General features: G+C 52.9%; 14 protein-coding genes. 5 read left to right on the forward strand and 9 right to left on the reverse strand.

The window, feature by feature from the left end:
* Positions 1–16: 16 nt before the first annotated feature.
* Together H6F91_RS12670 and H6F91_RS12675 are read right to left on the reverse strand one after the other, a co-directional pair.
* Positions 17–1,960 (reverse strand): Ycf66 family protein, encoded by a 1,944-nt coding sequence (locus tag H6F91_RS12670; RefSeq protein ID WP_190789372.1) that lies wholly within the window; start codon positions 1,958–1,960, stop codon positions 17–19.
* Between the two features lie 236 nt (positions 1,961–2,196).
* Complete coding sequence (locus tag H6F91_RS12675; protein WP_190775876.1) at positions 2,197–2,370, reverse strand: hypothetical protein; 174 nt, start codon at positions 2,368–2,370, stop codon at positions 2,197–2,199.
* Between the two features lie 29 nt (positions 2,371–2,399).
* On the opposite strand from H6F91_RS12675, the gene H6F91_RS12680 reads away from it, so the two are divergent.
* Positions 2,400–3,812: an IctB family putative bicarbonate transporter gene (locus H6F91_RS12680; RefSeq protein ID WP_190789373.1), complete on the forward strand. Its 1,413-nt coding sequence runs from the start codon at positions 2,400–2,402 to the stop codon at positions 3,810–3,812.
* 135 nt (positions 3,813–3,947) lie between these two features.
* Here H6F91_RS12680 and H6F91_RS12685 read toward each other — a convergent pair whose 3' ends face one another.
* The 3 genes from H6F91_RS12685 to H6F91_RS12695 all read right to left on the reverse strand — a co-directional run bounded on the left by H6F91_RS12685 (position 3,948) and on the right by H6F91_RS12695 (position 7,665).
* Positions 3,948–5,618 (reverse strand): DUF6798 domain-containing protein, encoded by a 1,671-nt coding sequence (locus H6F91_RS12685; RefSeq protein ID WP_190775878.1) that lies wholly within the window; start codon positions 5,616–5,618, stop codon positions 3,948–3,950.
* A 158-nt stretch (positions 5,619–5,776) separates the two neighbouring features.
* A complete protein-coding gene (locus tag H6F91_RS12690; protein ID WP_190775879.1) occupies positions 5,777–6,658 on the reverse strand; it encodes an MnmC family methyltransferase in 882 nt (293 codons plus the stop codon).
* A 182-nt stretch (positions 6,659–6,840) separates the two neighbouring features.
* Entirely contained in the window at positions 6,841–7,665 is an 825-nt protein-coding gene (locus tag H6F91_RS12695) for a hypothetical protein (protein WP_190775880.1), read from the reverse strand.
* Positions 7,666–7,992: 327 nt separating this feature from the next.
* On the opposite strand from H6F91_RS12695, the gene H6F91_RS12700 reads away from it, so the two are divergent.
* The 3 genes from H6F91_RS12700 to H6F91_RS12710 all read left to right on the forward strand — a co-directional run bounded on the left by H6F91_RS12700 (position 7,993) and on the right by H6F91_RS12710 (position 9,984).
* The gene (locus H6F91_RS12700) at positions 7,993–8,892 is read left to right on the forward strand and encodes an ABC transporter permease (RefSeq protein WP_190775881.1); all 900 of its coding nucleotides are present in this window, start codon (positions 7,993–7,995) and stop codon (positions 8,890–8,892) included.
* Between the two features lie 142 nt (positions 8,893–9,034).
* Positions 9,035–9,403: a hypothetical protein gene (locus tag H6F91_RS12705; RefSeq protein ID WP_190775882.1), complete on the forward strand. Its 369-nt coding sequence runs from the start codon at positions 9,035–9,037 to the stop codon at positions 9,401–9,403.
* Positions 9,400–9,984, forward strand: coding sequence for a DUF924 family protein (locus H6F91_RS12710; RefSeq protein ID WP_190775883.1), 585 nt, complete (start codon positions 9,400–9,402; stop codon positions 9,982–9,984). The genes H6F91_RS12705 and H6F91_RS12710 overlap by 4 nt, the downstream gene beginning before the upstream one ends.
* 142 nt (positions 9,985–10,126) lie before the next feature.
* Here H6F91_RS12710 and H6F91_RS12715 read toward each other — a convergent pair whose 3' ends face one another.
* The gene (locus H6F91_RS12715; RefSeq protein ID WP_190775884.1) at positions 10,127–10,411 is read right to left on the reverse strand and encodes an Npun_R1517 family heterocyst differentiation transcriptional regulator; all 285 of its coding nucleotides are present in this window, start codon (positions 10,409–10,411) and stop codon (positions 10,127–10,129) included.
* Between the two features lie 904 nt (positions 10,412–11,315).
* Positions 11,316–12,722 carry an isochorismate synthase gene (locus H6F91_RS12720; protein ID WP_190775885.1) on the reverse strand — a complete coding sequence of 469 codons (1,407 nt, stop codon included), beginning with the start codon at positions 12,720–12,722 and terminating at the stop codon, positions 11,316–11,318.
* A gap of 387 nt (positions 12,723–13,109) precedes the next feature.
* Here H6F91_RS12720 and menA point away from each other — a divergent pair, with 387 nt between their 5' ends.
* The gene (gene menA, locus H6F91_RS12725; protein WP_277874386.1) at positions 13,110–13,979 is read left to right on the forward strand and encodes a 2-carboxy-1,4-naphthoquinone phytyltransferase; all 870 of its coding nucleotides are present in this window, start codon (positions 13,110–13,112) and stop codon (positions 13,977–13,979) included.
* Between the two features lie 136 nt (positions 13,980–14,115).
* On the opposite strand, the gene H6F91_RS12730 is transcribed toward menA, so the two are convergent.
* Both H6F91_RS12730 and H6F91_RS12735 read right to left on the reverse strand, forming a co-directional pair.
* Positions 14,116–14,859: a DUF561 domain-containing protein gene (locus H6F91_RS12730; RefSeq protein WP_190775887.1), complete on the reverse strand. Its 744-nt coding sequence runs from the start codon at positions 14,857–14,859 to the stop codon at positions 14,116–14,118.
* Between the two features lie 312 nt (positions 14,860–15,171).
* Positions 15,172–15,759 carry a chromophore lyase CpcT/CpeT gene (locus tag H6F91_RS12735; RefSeq protein WP_190775888.1) on the reverse strand — a complete coding sequence of 196 codons (588 nt, stop codon included), beginning with the start codon at positions 15,757–15,759 and terminating at the stop codon, positions 15,172–15,174.
* Positions 15,760–15,977: the final 218 nt, after the last annotated feature.

Genomic DNA, 15,977 nt, shown 5'->3' on the forward strand with positions numbered 1-15,977 from the left:
ACGGGCAACAAGGAGCCTAGCGATCGAACCAGGCATCGTTGTCCTCCTCATCCCAGTCATCCCAATTGTCGACTGGAGGGGTAACGTCGTCGTCGGTAATAGCGATCGCCTTAACATCAACCACCACCCGATCCTCAGGTGTCAAAGTACGGTTGGCAGCGGCGACCATGTCGGCGAAGGTCAGCTCCTCAGGCTCAATAATAGGCTGCACAGGGGGCGGTTGGATGGGAGTTGGCAGATCGGGCGGTTCGTTCCAGTCCATATCCCAGTCTTCTGCTGAGCCGTTAGATACGGATTCTTCTGTGTCTTCTTCACCCCAATCCTCCTCCTGTAAGGATTCTGAGACATTTGGCATAGACAGATCGAGACCCTTTGCAGTGGCGATCGGCACGGGTGAGGGGAGTGCACCATCATCAACGACAGATTGGCGATCGGTTGGGCTGTCCTCCAGAACATCGTCCTCACGTTCGTCCTCCACAGACGCTGTTTCTCCAGCAGGCACAGCTCCGCCCCAGAGATCCTGGGTCATCGCCTCCCATTCGGTCTCTGGCTCATCGGTAGGAGACGTCGCGGGTGGAGCCATCAGCGCTTCGGATTCCTGCTCTATACCCGATAGATCGCCTGATGTAGACTCCGTCGGAAAAGCAATGCTATCGGACGTCCCTGATATTGTCTCAGCGAGTTCAGAGGTTTCATCGGCCTGATTTGTGGCTGTTTCCACTGGCTCTATTGAGGTCGGAATTGGGCTCTCTGGTGGAATATCGCTGATATCCTGTGGACCCGTTGGGAGTTCCAGGGCTGGAACCATCGTCTCTGTATTGACAATGTAAGATGGCTCGTCTGCAACGGTCGGGCTGGGTGACGGAGGAGCAATCTCCATGGGCGTCGTCGCGTCGAAAGACTCTTTGGGAGGAGCCGGAGTCACCTCTACGACATGAGCGACAGCGGTGGGCTCCGTGCCAGGGGGAGGGGTAAAGGGAATATCCGCTGCTGTTTCGGGCTCAGAACCTGTTTGGGGAGTGGAGGCGTCGCTGGGTGCGGGTGTCAGTTCCGAGGACGGAGTATCCACAACAGAAACAGACTCTGGCGTGAAATCCCTTTCGGGCGCGGGGGCCAGACGTTCAGCAGGAGGTTCTGAAACTGGGGCCGCACTTGTATAAGCCTGAGCCGTTTCTACCGGTGGCTCTGGATTTTGAGCCGACTCAGATGTGGGTTGAGGCGAGGCGATCGCCCTCTCCAGATCTGATGCTTCTATTGCTGAAGCTGATTTAGTACTTGAAGCATTCTCATTGTTCGACTCGGGCGTTGCGGTCGGTTCGTTGAGTGGTGGGGTTGAGGCGATCGCCACTTTCGTTTCAGGGGCAACTTCCGTTTGCGGAGCCTCTGTTTTACTGAGAGCTGCGTCAGGAGAGGTGGCAGATTGGGAAGCAGGAGTTTCTTGAGTTGTTTTCGGCTTTTTACGAACCTTACGCGGTTCAGCTTCCGCCCCCTCGGCTGTTTTCACGGGTGCTTGAGGAGCCATTTTGGGCTGGGGTTTTGCTTGTAAGTTGCCCACTGTACGGCCTACCTGGTCGGGTAAGCCTTTTAGAGGTGCAGGTAAGGGCAACTGCTCCCAGCGCTGTTTAAATTGGCTCCCAAGTTGAGTGGCATTCAGAAACAACACATCACCGACGGATTTACCAGAACTGGATACCCAAGTCTGTTGGTCGTAGGGGGTAAGTTGCCGCCGCATAGCAAGGGTTTGCCAGCCCAACCAGCCCAATACCACGACGCTGGCTACTTGGCCTAATAAGACGCCACCTGTAATCCGGCCAGAGTAAACCCACAGTGCCAGTGCATAGAAGAAAATGACGCCACTCCAGATGAAGTCGTTCTTGCGATGCACTTCTGGGAAGAAGAAGGCTGCCATGTAGAGAATGAAGCCGCTCAAGCCAACTAAAATCGCCAGAAGATGAGCCATTGTGCGTGCGTCCTGCCGTCAGGATTCCATAACCATTGTGCGTGATCACCATTGTGCGTGAGATTTTCACGTTTCAGCTAGGGAATTCCAGCACTCACGTAAAATTGCCGGGTGCATCCCACTTTTGTAGGTGAAGTGGGATGCACCCGCTTCACCTACAAAAGTGGGATGCACCCAAATTGACTGAATGTCGTTATCCATTGGGTACGAAATCATTTATTGAATGTCAAATCCGCTTAGTCCAGCCAGTACTTCTCATGGCGGAATCCAGCCCGAACGATCGCTTGAGGTGATTGTTCGGCTTTGAAGCTCACCATGAGAATTGCTGTATTCAAGCGGATCCCATATATGAGGGACGGAGTAGTGATACTATTCCAACCAGCCTGGTTCCACTGGGCTAAAATTTTCATCTCAAGATAAAGTCCAGGAAATTTTCCCTATGACTTCGGCCTTTAATGCCGTTTGGCAACAACTCACCTTTGCGAATGGGGCTCCCCAGGACTGGGTGAAGTACAGTTATCTGCACCGTTTGGTGGGAAGCTTGGCTTCCTGGCGGCAGGGAAGTTGGCTGATGCAGTGGGGCGATACCCTGGGCATGGGACTGGCGGCGATTCTGTTCTGTCTGGCCCCGTTCGTCTCGACGGCGCTGATTGGCGTCATGATGCTGGCCTGTGGTCTGTATTGGGCCATCCTGACCCTGTCAGATGAGGATGGAGCCGGGGTAACGCCCATTCACATGCTGGTGTTGCTGTACTGGTTCATTTCGCTGATTGCAACGGCGGCGTCTCCTGTTAAGGCCGGGGCGGCGGTGGGGTTGATGAAGCTGACCCTGAATGTGCTGCTGTTTCTGTTGTTAGCACGGGTGTTGCGATCGCCCCGTCTCCGGTCTACCCTGATCACCCTTTACCTGATGACGGTTTCCATTGTCAGCGTTGTTGGAATGCGGCAATGGTTCTTTGGAGCCAATGCTCTCGCCACCTGGGTTGATACTGAATCCACTCTGGCGGGAACGACTCGGGTTTATAGCTTTTTAGGCAACCCAAACCTGTTAGCGAGTTATCTCATTCCGGCTTGCATTATGAGTGCAGCGGCGGTGTTTGCATGGCAGCGCTGGGTACCCAAGGCGCTCGCCGTTGGGTTGTGGGTCTTGAATTCGGCTTGCCTAGTGCTGACCTTTAGCCGGGGGGGTTGGATTGGCTTTGTCCTGTCGGGCTTTGCCCTTCTATTGCTGCTGGTGCATTGGTTTAGCGTTTATCTGCCCAGGTTCTGGCGGAAGTGGGCGTTACCGATTGTGCTTGGAGTGACTGCTGCTGTCGTTGTGGCGGCCGTGATTGCCGTTGATCCCTTACGCGATCGCGTTCTTAGTATGTTTGCCGGACGAGAAGACAGCAGTAACAACTACCGCATCAACGTGTGGGCCGCTGTCCGCCGCATGATTCGCGATCGCCCCATCCTGGGCATTGGCCCCGGTAATACGGCCTTTAACAAGGTTTATCCTAGCTATCAGCAGACGGGTTACACCGCTCTAAGTGCCTATTCCATCTACCTGGAAATCCTGGTGGAAACGGGCATCATCGGCTTTACCTGCTTCCTGTGGTTGCTCACCGTCACCTTCACGATGGGTTGGGAGCGCATTCAAACCTTGCGGGCAGCCGGCGATCGCAATGGTTTCTGGTTGATGGGGGCGATCGCGACGATGATTGGAGTCCTCAGCCACGGTCTTGTTGATACTGTTTGGTATCGGCCCCAGATCAGTAGCCTTTGGTGGCTGATGCTGGCTCTTGTGGCCAGTTATTACCTGCCCATTACCAACAGAAAGCCGACAGAAGCGAGTACGCCAAGCGAACTTTGACGAGTACTACGCAACTTCAGTTTTTCTAGTGAAGGTGGGGGGTGCTTCGCACCCCCCACCTTCTAGCTAAGTATATCTATGGTGGGGCGTAAAGCACTCCCATCCTCAAACATAGGTTGATTTCCGCCGCTTAGATTAAGGAGCACGATACAGAATATAGGGAAAGACTTCGTGGGCGATCGCCAAATCCAATCGATGCCAGGAGCGCGTCAGGAAATAGGGCGCGTCGTATTTCTCCATCAGGGCGATCGCCTCCTCTGTATCCAGGCTGGCAAATCTCTGCCGCAATTGTTGTCGAATCTCACGCCCGACGTTTGGGGTTCCCCGGAGCCATTCAATATTCTGGGACAACCGGGTGAAGGTGCCTGCGGTTAAATCATCTAGCCGGTGGTACCACTCCACAATTTCGTTGGGGGTCTGAGGCATGAACTTGTAGCCTGCCACAATGGGTCGCTCGGCCAGCCAGGTGAAGCTATCGCGATCCAACGGCATGATAATGAATTGTGCGTTTTGAGGCGTGTTTTGCCGCACCCAAGCGCACAGTTCAGACCAGGCCGGATTGACAACCTGGGGTTCGCTGGGAAAGTGGGCGATCGCCCCCAGTTGCGAGCTAAAGATGACTGTTTGCCCAACCGCAAAAATAACCAGTAACCCTGTGCTCACTCGTTCCCACAATCGGGGATGGTGACATAGCGCCTGCTCCAGCAAGCACGCTAACAGAAAGCAGGCACCCAACGGCAGCATCACGTCTCCCAGACGAAAAGGATAGTATTGCAACCATCGCCCCTCCGCATCGAGGAGAGCCAGCACCAGGCCCAACCCATAGGGCACCAGGCTACACAGCACCAGAGCTACCCAATCCCAACAAACCGCATACTGCTTTGCGGGAAAGAGGGAACGGTGCCGCCTCAACAGCACTACCAGAACGGCGAACACTGCCACAAATGCGGCCAACCGGGTCCAACACCAGAGCGGCCACGCGTAAGGATTTAAGTGGTGGGACAATCGCAAAAACACATAGACAAATGATGGGGAAATGTCTCCCAGGCTGGGAGAACTGAACACCTGTTTCAGAATTGCCGGAATGGCCAGGGCAGCTCCAGCAACGTACAACCCACCCCACAGCAATAGGTTGAGCCAGCGATCGCCCATCCTCTTAAAATCAGAAGCGCCGCCAATAGAACTAACCAGAGCCGGGTGCAATCGTAGCCTGGAACGCCAACCTAGACCCCATAACACGGTTGTCACCATGGCCCATCCACCCACCAGCACATGGAAGGACGTTGCCAGCCCCAGCAATAGCGCAACCTGCCAATAACAACCACTCAGAAGGGAGGCGATCGCCAACAACACGAATCCATACGCCACCGCCTTCGCCTCCAGGGACCCAACAATCCACTCTTCTGCCGCGACCCCCTGGTCAGAGGAGTTGTAAAGGAAGAGGGCGATCGCCAGTAACAAAAAGGGCAAGCTCAAATTCAACCGCCGCCCAATGCCCACCAACCCTAAAGACACCAGGGCATAGCACACCAGACGGCCGATAATAGAAGTCGCTAAAAATCCCCAGGCCGCCGCCATCCGGCCCACTACCTCTGAAAAAAGAAATCGATACCCAGCAGGCTGATTCAGATACCAGTCGCCGGGAATCCAATCAGGTTGAGCCAGTTGCCGAGCTAGCGGCAGGACATCGATCTCATTATTGAGCCCCATGTTTTCCTGTAACAACAACCCAAACGTGATGAATAGCATCACGGCCAGCCACTGCACCCAGAGGCGGTTAAGTTTTAAGTGGGAGAGTTGCTTCATAGAAAAATCTAATCGTGCCCTGTTGCATGGTGAGATTCACCCCCCCTAACAAAATACGATGGTAGGGTTCTAGAAACGTGGATGGGATGTGGTGAAAGGGTTACGAGATGCTCCTTTCACCACATCCCATCCACGTATTTGAAACATGACCAATCCGACTAACGGATATTCCACCGTCGCCGCCAACTAGACGTGGATTCCAGTGACGAGGCCGCTTGCTCTTGCTGATGGCGTTGGGCGATCGCCTCCGGACTCTCCTGCAACGTCAAATCTCGATAGGGAATCGCAGCACGAGTCTGCAAATGCTCCTGTTCCATTGGGGAAAGGGGAGGGAGGTCTACGACATCCAGGCTGGCAACAGTTCCCTGCGACCATTCATGGGGCAGTCCATCTCCCACAGGCAACGGCATGGAGCCAATGTGCAATCCAGCCAACTGCATGGCTCGCCGCACCGAAGCTGCACGAGAATAGGTGGCAAGAATGCCACCGGGGGCTAGACACTGGGCGACCTGAGCAAAAAACTCCACCGTCCACAATTGTGGACAGCGACGCGGAGAAAAGGGGTCGAAGAAAATGGCATCTGCTTGAAAGCCAGATTGGGCCAGTGGCTGGATCGTTTGCCGGGCATCCCCAATCAGCAAATGGGCCTCTAGCTCAGGGCGTTGGGATTGTTGAGCGTGGGCCAATTCCTGCAGGATGGAACGGAGGGGCGGTGTCCACACGTCAACCAGAGGTGGTTGAGTTGCTGCTTCAGGCACCGTGGGGTCGAGTTCTAGCCCATATACCGTGACACAACATTGGGGGTTTGTCGCCCAGACGGTTTCCAGAGCTGCCGCTGTGTTGTATCCCAACCCGTAGCAGACATCCAGCAATTGGAGGCGATCGCCCTTTGCTCGCTCCACCAGCTTTGTAGCCTCTGCGAACTTATCGAACGCCTCAGCTCTGGCTCCCCGAGAGCTATGGAACGCTTCGCCAAACTCTTCAGAAAAAAAAGTAAAAGAACCGTCATCGGTACGCTGAGGCGTCCAGCTTAAAGCCATAGAAATCACAAATAACAAAACAACCTGTCATTCTTTTTGTGGGAGTGCTGGCAAAACTACTACTCCCACAAAAAGAATGACAGGTTACTGGAGGCACGATCCATAGGATATTAGGGCGAGTTTTGAAACGAACGGGCAAAACTTATCCGCGCTTCGCATACAAAAAGAACTGGCAACAGAACCTAATCCACAACCATCTGAGACTCTGCCCGGCTTTCGAGGAGGGGTTCCGGCTGGCGAGCAACGATGGGAGTTGCCAGGGGAGCAGCCCCTTTCCCCAATTGTGGAGGTGGGGTGAGCAGATTCAAGTGCCGGGCCAGGGCCTGCTGAACGGTGGGGTCTGGTTCGTGGGCCAGCATAATGCGAAAGCAGTCTGCCAAGTCAGCCCGGATCTCGGCAGGCGTCTCAGAGGAACGGGCCAGGCGTGTGGTCTGACGAATGGCAAGCAACCGCTTCAGAGGGCTGGGATCTGCCAATTGCTCCAGGTAATGCTCCACGCCATCGGCCGCTACCGTTTCCGATGCCTCTGAACGCGTGTCAGGACGGCTGCTCAGCCAAAGCAAAAAGCCCAGCAGAAGAGAGCCTTCCAGCACCAACCCGATCGCCATTGCCGGATCAACAAACGGTTTGTTGAGGCTGAGGCCAGCATAGGTACTGAGAGTAGCAACAGATCCAGCCGCGATCGCCATCCCCCGGCTGCGAGTCAGCATCCCCACCATTTCTCGCCAGAAAGGCGGCAAGACCCACTGCTTCTGTGCCAGATAAAATACGGTTAAAGCGGCCCCAACTCCGGCCCCCGAGGCCAGCACAAAGCGGGTGTTGACCGATAACAGCACCAGAGCCAGCGTCGCACTCATCAACCAGGCTGGACGGGTATAGCGACGAATATAGCGCCGCCACACCTTATATTTCGGCTTCTCGGCAGCCTCTTCTAGCCAGCTCACGAGTTGCCAGAGCTGGTGCCAGAGTTGCGATGGATTGGAGTGGGGAGACATCTGGGATGACATGGTGTTCAACCTGAAATGCTTAACCTGAATGCTCAGACGGGAAATCAACCCATACTACCTGCATGGTACAGCAGGTTTTGCTGGGGAATTGAGGATTATCGTCCTTGCCAGCTGGGTAGAAAAGAGGCGTCGTTGAAGTTTAGCCATAGGATCGTGCATTTAGTGGGGGAGTGACAGGTCCGCTGCCACTCCCACAAAAAGAAGTTCCTCTTTTTCCTACAGGCCGGCGACAGTTTTCGTGAAAGCAAGCCAGTTCTGGATGTGGATGCGCTAGGCTAAAAATTGAACTCCATTTAATGGATCACCCATATTACACGGGAACTTGGCATGAGTCAGACGGTTACTCCACCCCCCGGAAACCTGGAATCGGCCCTGAAGCCTGCGGGCCGGGCAGCGGCGATCGCCCCTCAATCCCCCGGGTTAAATGAGTTTATCCAGGAAACCGCCGCCCTCACGCGACGGCTCTTTATCCAGTTGCAGCGACGCCCTTCAACGCTAATTGCTGGGTTAATCCAGCCCATCATGTGGTTAATTCTTTTTGGCGCTCTGTTTCAGAACGTCCCCCCTGGTCTGTTCGGGGATAGTGCCAATTACGGTCAGTTTTTGGGAGCCGGGGTGATGGTCTTCACCGCTTTTGGTGGAGCACTGAATGCCGGTTTACCGGTGATGTTTGACCGGGAATTCGGCTTTCTGAATCGGTTATTGGTCGCGCCGCTGGTATCGCGGTTCTCCATCGTACTGGCTTCAGCCTTGTTCATTGCTACCCTCAGCCTCTTGCAAACCATCGCCATCATCGTCATGGGTGCAGTTTTGGGGACGGGCATTCCCGATGCGGCCGGCTTGGCTTTAGTCATTGGCATCGTGATGACGCTTGTACTGGGTGTGACCGCCCTCAGCCTGGGCCTGGCCTTTGCCCTACCCGGTCATATTGAACTGATTGCCGTCATTTTCGTCACTAACCTACCTCTGCTGTTTGCGAGCACAGCTCTCGCGCCCCTCAGCTTCATGCCAAGTTGGCTACAGGTTGTTGCGAGCCTCAACCCCCTGAGCTACGCTATCGAGCCCATCCGTTATGTGTATCTGCATAGCAGCTGGTCCCTCAGCAGCGTTGTCATGCAGACTCCCTTTGGGGCTGTCACTCTGGGAGTTGCGTTGCTGGTGCTGTTAGGGTTCGATGCGATCGCCCTCTTGGGAGTGCGTGGATTGCTCCGACGCAACTTTGCTTAAGCTCATACAGGAAAATCTGGTGGGATCGCACGGCTTCCCATCAGATTTTGCGCAACATCGACCGGAGAAATTGCGTCTATGATAGGGGGATTGGTTTCGAGCCCCCTTTATTTTTTGGGAGACCCTTACCATGGTGGAAAAAATGTCGCATTCGTTTGTGCGCCTGGGTTTGATTGGTGGTGGAATGGCGATCGCCCTCTCCACGCTGGCCTGGCTGAGCCCATCGGCATCAGCCCAGGTTACTGCCAATCCCGATGATGGATTCAGCAATCCTGAAGAAGCCCGTGATGTCTTTTCTGATAACGCCGATATGGGAGACGTGATGGATATGATCCATCGCGCTAACTTCAGCAACTCTCGCACCAATGCAGAAATCCAGCTCGATCGGCGCAACAACATCCAAAATGCGGCAGAGCTTTTCCGTCAACAACAGCGCAATCGCTTGCAACAGCCACAACAGCAGCAACCCCAGCCTGAACCTCCTACAACCTCCGTACCTGATGGTCTGTGAGCGGGGTCGAGGCTGTTCTGAATTTCTGGTTTGGCACTCCAGGCTCTGAGGATACATCCTATGCTGGGCGTCGCAAGCTTTGGTTTGGCAAAAGCTCAGAAGTGGATGAATACATCCGCACCGCATTCTATACGCTGTATACCCAGGCCGCGTTAGGGGAACTGGATGGATGGCAAGCCCAGCCAGAGTCATGTTTGGCCCTGATTCTGCTGTTAGATCAGTTTCCGCGTAACCTCTTCCGTCAGAAGCCCCAAGCCTTTGCTACTGATGAGCAGGCGCTAAGAGTGGCAAAATGGGCGATCGCCCATGGTTTTGACCAACAATTAAACCCACTGCAACGGCTATTTATTTACCTGCCGCTAGAACATAGCGAAGTTCTGGAAGACCAGCACAAAGCCGTTGCGCTCATTGAGGCACTCGTGCAGGAAGACCCCGCCCTGGCAGACCCCTACGACTATGCCTTACGCCATCGTGATGTTATTGCACGGTTTAGCCGATTTCCTCATCGCAATGAGATTTTAGGCCGGATATCCACTCCCGAAGAGGAAGTGTTTCTCAAGCAACCTGGCTCACGATTTTAAGTCACAGTCACAGTTATGGAGGAACGGTGGGTGCGTTGCACCCACCGTTCCTCCATAACTGTGACTGTAAACCCTGCTCTTACAAACGAAAGAGGAGGGTGGGCACTTTGAGCCCACCCTCCTCTTCAATTTGACGGGTACTTCAGGCCATTTCTTTAGAATTACGCAGGCGAATTAGTTGACGGCGCATTTTAGGAGAGGCCAGAACCTCAGAAATTTCCTGGGCGTTCACTTCAACCTGAATGTGTTCCAGGTATTCGTCAGCGCCGCAGGCAAAGGCATCCAGGAGGGTTTCGAGGAGTTGCTCGCGATCGCCCAAAACTGCTTTTTCTTCAATTAAACGAAACTTGAGATGAATTTCGCAATCGTAAACACCGATTTCTGAGGCATCTGAGGCAGACTGTTGCTTTGCAGGTTTAGGGTTCATCGTCTGAAAAATCTGTAGCGTATGGGACCAGAAGAGGTTCAACGAAACTTCGAAAATTACCCAGCCTATTACTGAACTTGCCAGTGCCTATCGGCCCAAAATGACGCCAAGAAAAACTGTTTTCAATTTAGTTTTCCCTGAACCATGAAGGGTGATACATAGCACTCATCAAAAGTCTTTATCTTTCTTAATTGAAACGAATTTAACGTTTGGTCAAAACAATAATGATGGCAGTTGATATTCTGAACATAACATTTCCACCTTGACTCTAATAGACTGAAACAGTGAAGTATCTGTGAGGAATTTGATCCTCCTTTACGACGGCTTCAAGAAACCTTGAATAATTCTCAATTCAGTACTTACACGGAATCCTCAATCACTTCAAAAGGCAATTTTTGTTCTCATTCCGGATAGTTCTTAAGAAGCTGGAAATCCTTGCGAGGCAACCAACAGAGAAGTTTTAACCCAAAATCATTCAATCGTAATAGGGGTTATGTACTGTGTTTCGAAAGGCACATAATCAGCATTTAAACTGTCTAAGGAAATTTACTAATCCCTCTAAAATAAAATTATTTCTTGCGAGCTTTAAATAGCACATAGTTACTTCAAGGTCTTCATACACATCAGGTTAGAAAACTTGAAATTCTTGTAAAGTACTGACAGTCTTTTTATAAAGTTTGAAAAATAGCCCAGTAAAACTACTTTTAAGCCTGCGGGTAGTAATACTGGTTTTAATGCACTTCAGACTCATTCTTCAGTGTTAAATAGCTCCGTACAATTCAATAGCAAGAGTAGCTTTTATACCCTCAAGAATACTGAAGCAAGAAAACAACATACTTTAATAGAAAACCTGTAGTGCTGTTCTTGTGGGCACTACAGGCTACCAGGTTTTATTGGTATTAATTTATGCTAGTGCTCGAAGTAAGGCCTGTAATTTTAAGTTGACCTCGGCCTGTTCCCGCTGGGGGTCAGATCCTGAAACAATTCCTGCTCCCGCGAACAGGCGAGCATGGTGCCCTGTTAGCAGGGCTGAGCGAATCCCTACAATAAATTCTGCATTACCAGCCGCATCCACCCAGCCGATAGGAGCCGCATAGAGCGATCGCCCAAAGGACTCATGCTTCTGGATCAACTCCATCGCTGTCTGCGGAGGAATTCCCGCAACTGCCGGAGTTGGATGCAGGGTTGCCAGGATATCCATGGCATGTAGATCAGCAGGCATGGAGCCATAAAGGGGGGTATGTAGGTGCTGGATATTAGAGAGTTTTAGTAATTCAGGCGTAGGGCGGCCCTGAGGCGTGATAGTGAGTTGGGTCAGGCGATCGCTCAAAAAATCCACCACAATCTGATGCTCATGGCGTTCCTTCGGACTGTGCAGCAGTTGTTGCCCTAGAGCTGCATCTTCAATAAGGGTACGCCCTCGGGCAGCAGAACCAGCCAGTGCATCAGTCATCAGCCGCCCTTCACGAATGCGTACCAAGGTTTCAGGACTGGCCCCCAGAAATGTCGTACTCCCCCCGTGGTTTACGGAGAACACCCGGCAGTCGGGATGCAACTGCCGCAAATTTTGCAACGACTGCACAGCATCAAACGGGATGGGAGAAAACACATCCAAGGCATGGGCCAACACCAACTTATGTACCTGGTTCTGCTGGATTGCCTGGAGAGCTGACACGACAGCGCTGGGGAAGCTCTGCAATTCATCCGTCTGCCAGAACTGACTTAGAGGCGCAATACCAGGAGTCAGGCTGGGCCGTAACTCGGCCTGAATGATAGTTTGAAACTGATGCCAGAGCGTTTCGGTCAGCGGTTCCAGGTTGCCATAGGCCGGTTGAGGCAAGTGGGCGATCGCCTGGTACTGATTCTGCCGCCGAATAACCTGCCACTGGGGCAAGACCAGTTCCCCTGGCAGAAACCCATACTCTGGCGCGTCATTCTGATCAAAAAAAGTAAAACTGCCCAGGAAATATTGATGCTTTAAAGCCTCGGGCGATCGCACTGCTGCATTCCAGGCAGTTAACTGGCGTTGTATGGTTCGGAAACGCTGAGGACCGTCAGCCGTTATCCGGTGGGCAACCCCAAAACTGGCGATCGCCTCATGGGTAGATGGTTTTTCTAGATAGAAGTGAGCCGTACCATTTTGAATCGCAGTTTGGATCACCGCCAGGGGGTCGACCGGGTCAATGTCAAACACGACCGTTGTAATCGCTGGGGTATCAGTACTGAATCGTGATTGCTGAAACTCAGAAAGGAAACAATGGAGCGTTTTAAGGTCTTTGAAAGGATGTGTTTTATTGGGGAGAACTGGCATGAGTCCGTTGCTGGGTCAGGGATGCAGATCCCAGAATGGGGTACGACAACTGCGCTCAGCATTACCTTTTTGGAAAGGGCATGATCCAAACGTAGAAGCCACACAGCCATTCCGACGCGAATCTGTCTCTTACAGGTAACACAATTTCCCAGGTGCCCGGATCCATTCCCAATTGGAAGGGTCACAAGTCTTTACACTCCAGCCCGCAGAAAGCACCTGAGAGCGCTTCCATAAGCCTTAGAATGATGGGGTTTCAGTCTTTTATTATGGTTCTTTACTTCCACCGGGATGACCATTAAGCCGATTCGATCCCTCGCGTCTCCGGCCAAAGGGGAGGTGCGATTCTTTCAGAAAGAGGCTACGCCACCGCGCTCCAAAAAACTCTGGATGGCTGCCATTAAGCCGCCGATGTATAGCGTGGCTATCATGCCCATCGCCCTGGGCACAGCGATCGCCTTTTATCAAACCGAAGCGCTTCATCTTCCGATTTTTCTACTCTTTCTTGTCTCGGCCATTCTGATTTTGGCCTGGGAAAATATCACAAACGATGTGTTCGATTCGGACACAGGAATTGATAAAAATAAGCACCACTCCCTGGTCAACTTGACGGGTAACCGTCGCCTGGTTTTCATGATTGGCAATCTGTGCCTGACCCTGGGAGTTTTAGGGATTGGAGCGATCGCGCTGCTGCAACGGGATACGACCGTCTTGCAACTGATTCTGGCCTGTTGTGCCCTGGGCTATCTCTACCAGGGGCCACCCTTCCGCTTAGGATACCTGGGACTGGGCGAAGTTCTCTGCTTCTTTGCCTTCGGCCCCCTGGCAGTACAAGCAGCTTACTACAGCCAGGCTCAGCACTTCTCAGGCATGGCTCTGGCCGCCTCGGTGATTCTGGGCATTACCACCAGCCTGGTGCTGTTCTGTTCCCACTTTCATCAGGTGAACGACGATATTGCAGCCGGGAAGCGATCGCCCATTGTTCGTCTAGGTACTCAGCGTGGTGCAGCCCTGCTCCCCTGGATTTGCAGTAGTGTTTTCTTCCTGGCGGGCCTGTTTCTGGGATTTCAAATCTTCCCGTTGTGGACGCTGCTGATTTTGCTCAGTACGCCTCCAGCGGTGCAGTTGTGTAAGCATGTGTGGCGCTTCCACAACCATCCTGACAAAGTGAGCAACTGCAAATTTATTGCCGTAGCATTTCACTTTTGGAGTGGGGTACTGTTATGTGCGGGGTTTGCGATCGCGGCTCTCTCTACCTAACTCCCTCTGTAAAGACCTGCTGGATAAATCGTTTTTTGAGGGCGTAAATCGCTGCGAGCCAGGCAACAATTTACACAGAAGAACTAAAAGAGGCACGGTGCATTACACCGTGCCTCTTCTGTTTATCGAGTTCTCATTAACGACGAACAGGAACGGTGTTGGAAATCGCTTCTACCAGGCTCCGCACAGCGGCGATCATCGCCACTTCGCTGTTGAGTTGGTTGATAGCAGAACCAACACCGATGCCTGCGGCTCCAGCGGCGATCGCCATGGGAGCCGTGACGCTGGAGAGACCCGACGCACAAAGCACGGGAACGGAAACGGCCCGAGAAATTTCAGAAGCGGCTGCCAGAGTAGGAGCGGCTTTCTCGATCAGGCCCAGGGTGCCAGGGTGAGTGGGCTGACTGCTGGTGCCACCTTCGGTTTGAATAACATCTGCACCGGCTTCTACTAGAGCCTGGGCCAGGTCAACTTGCTGATCCAGGGTGAGGATGTGGGGCACGGTCACCGACAGGGTGATGTTGGGTAGCAGCGCGCGGGTTTCGCGGGTCAGAGCCAGTACTTCCTCGGCTTCAAAGCGACGGCCCTGAGCGTAGAACGCATCAAAGTTACCAATTTCAATCAGGTCAGCTCCAGCGTTAACGCAGATCACAAATCCCTGAGGGTCGACCGCCGAAACGCAAATGGGCAGAGTAGTCAGTTGTTTAGCCCGGTGCACCAGTTCAGGACGAGCAGCAATGTCTACAAAGGTTGCACCACCGCGATCGGCAGCCAGAACGACAGCAGCCACGCGCTCGATATCGTAATTGGTCAAACCGCTGATAACTTTGAGGGCGTTGCGCTTGTGGAAGGCACTGTGAAGCGTCGGATGCATGGTCATGAATGTCCTCGTTAATGACTCAAGTGAGGGGCGATCGCGATTGAAAGCTACCAGAACGGCACCCCAAAGACTCTAGAGCGAATCATGATTTGCCTCTAGCGCAGGGATTGTACCGTACGGGCTTTTCAAACGAACACCAGGTTGCAGAGAATAAGATTCGCAAACCGTAGGGATTATTGTGCCACACTCCATGCTTGCCCACCGTGTTTGAGCATTGATTCTAGTCTCGTTCAGTTTTGCTGCGATCGCAGCAAAACTGAACACAGCAAAAGAGAGTGGGATTGGCCCACTCTCTTTTGCAAAGATTGGCGACTAGACCGCAACTTCATCGGCAAAGCGTGTACGGGCTACAAAGTGGAACGGCCCCGCGACAGAACCCCATACCAGTTCATCGGTTTCTGGATCACGGCCCCGATCGTAGCTAATGAGGGTTTCACCATCCGCTTCAAAGGCGTTGTCCAGATAGGTGGTTTTATCCTTCCGCACGACTATACAGCCTTTACCAATCACCTGCCCCCGAAAACACTTGCCGGTCCACTCTACATTCATGTCGCAGCCGGACATTTTTTCGAGGCGATCGCCCGTCAATTTCTCCAACCGGGTGCGATCGCGGGAGGCTCCAAAGAATTCCGCTTCATCCTTAACTTTGTAGTTTTCTAAAAGGATGCGCCCGTCCTCCACCAACATTTTCAGCACCCGCACTCGATAGGGCTGATCGAGCGCCATGTCGTAAGCTTGCTCCAAAAATAATGCCGGGGTACCCAACAAATCTGTTGGTAAGGGACGCATGCACACCCGTATGTGGGCGAAGAAGGGAGGATTTTCAAAAGCCTGCTCTTGATTGCTGTAGTCCGCTGCCATCCAGCGCATCAGGGTGGCAACATCCGTCGCATGGGTCATGGGTATAAGGAGGTTTTCGTTAGAGTTTTGTGACAGTCATTATGATAAGGCAGAAGGCAGAGGGCAGGAGGCGGAAGGTGGGAGGGAAAATGGTGAAGTTGAGGGCTGTGGGAGAGGGAAGCAGAGATGGGAGTAGCCTATGAGCTGGGTCAGGAGTCATCAGGTGTTTTCTTGTTGGGTCATGCGTATGGAGTGGACATCACCCAACAAGAAAACAC

This window comes from Leptolyngbya sp. FACHB-8 (assembly GCF_014695575.1).
Classification (GTDB): domain Bacteria; phylum Cyanobacteriota; class Cyanobacteriia; order Elainellales; family Elainellaceae; genus Vacuolonema.

Excerpts from the sequence above, each read along its gene's own strand:
- H6F91_RS12670 (WP_190789372.1), bottom strand. The coding sequence starts at position 1,960 with ATGGCTCATCTTCTGGCGATTTTAGTTGGCTTGAGCGGCTTCATTCTC.
- H6F91_RS12675 (WP_190775876.1), bottom strand. The coding sequence starts at position 2,370 with ATGAAAATTTTAGCCCAGTGGAACCAGGCTGGTTGGAATAGTATCACT.
- H6F91_RS12680 (WP_190789373.1), top strand. The coding sequence starts at position 2,400 with ATGACTTCGGCCTTTAATGCCGTTTGGCAACAACTCACCTTTGCGAAT.
- H6F91_RS12685 (WP_190775878.1), bottom strand. The coding sequence starts at position 5,618 with ATGAAGCAACTCTCCCACTTAAAACTTAACCGCCTCTGGGTGCAGTGG.
- H6F91_RS12690 (WP_190775879.1), bottom strand. The coding sequence starts at position 6,658 with ATGGCTTTAAGCTGGACGCCTCAGCGTACCGATGACGGTTCTTTTACT.
- H6F91_RS12695 (WP_190775880.1), bottom strand. The coding sequence starts at position 7,665 with ATGTCATCCCAGATGTCTCCCCACTCCAATCCATCGCAACTCTGGCAC.
- H6F91_RS12700 (WP_190775881.1), top strand. The coding sequence starts at position 7,993 with ATGAGTCAGACGGTTACTCCACCCCCCGGAAACCTGGAATCGGCCCTG.
- H6F91_RS12705 (WP_190775882.1), top strand. The coding sequence starts at position 9,035 with ATGTCGCATTCGTTTGTGCGCCTGGGTTTGATTGGTGGTGGAATGGCG.
- H6F91_RS12715 (WP_190775884.1), bottom strand. The coding sequence starts at position 10,411 with ATGAACCCTAAACCTGCAAAGCAACAGTCTGCCTCAGATGCCTCAGAA.
- H6F91_RS12720 (WP_190775885.1), bottom strand. The coding sequence starts at position 12,722 with ATGCCAGTTCTCCCCAATAAAACACATCCTTTCAAAGACCTTAAAACG.
- menA (WP_277874386.1), top strand. The coding sequence starts at position 13,110 with ATGGCTGCCATTAAGCCGCCGATGTATAGCGTGGCTATCATGCCCATC.
- H6F91_RS12730 (WP_190775887.1), bottom strand. The coding sequence starts at position 14,859 with ATGACCATGCATCCGACGCTTCACAGTGCCTTCCACAAGCGCAACGCC.
- H6F91_RS12735 (WP_190775888.1), bottom strand. The coding sequence starts at position 15,759 with ATGACCCATGCGACGGATGTTGCCACCCTGATGCGCTGGATGGCAGCG.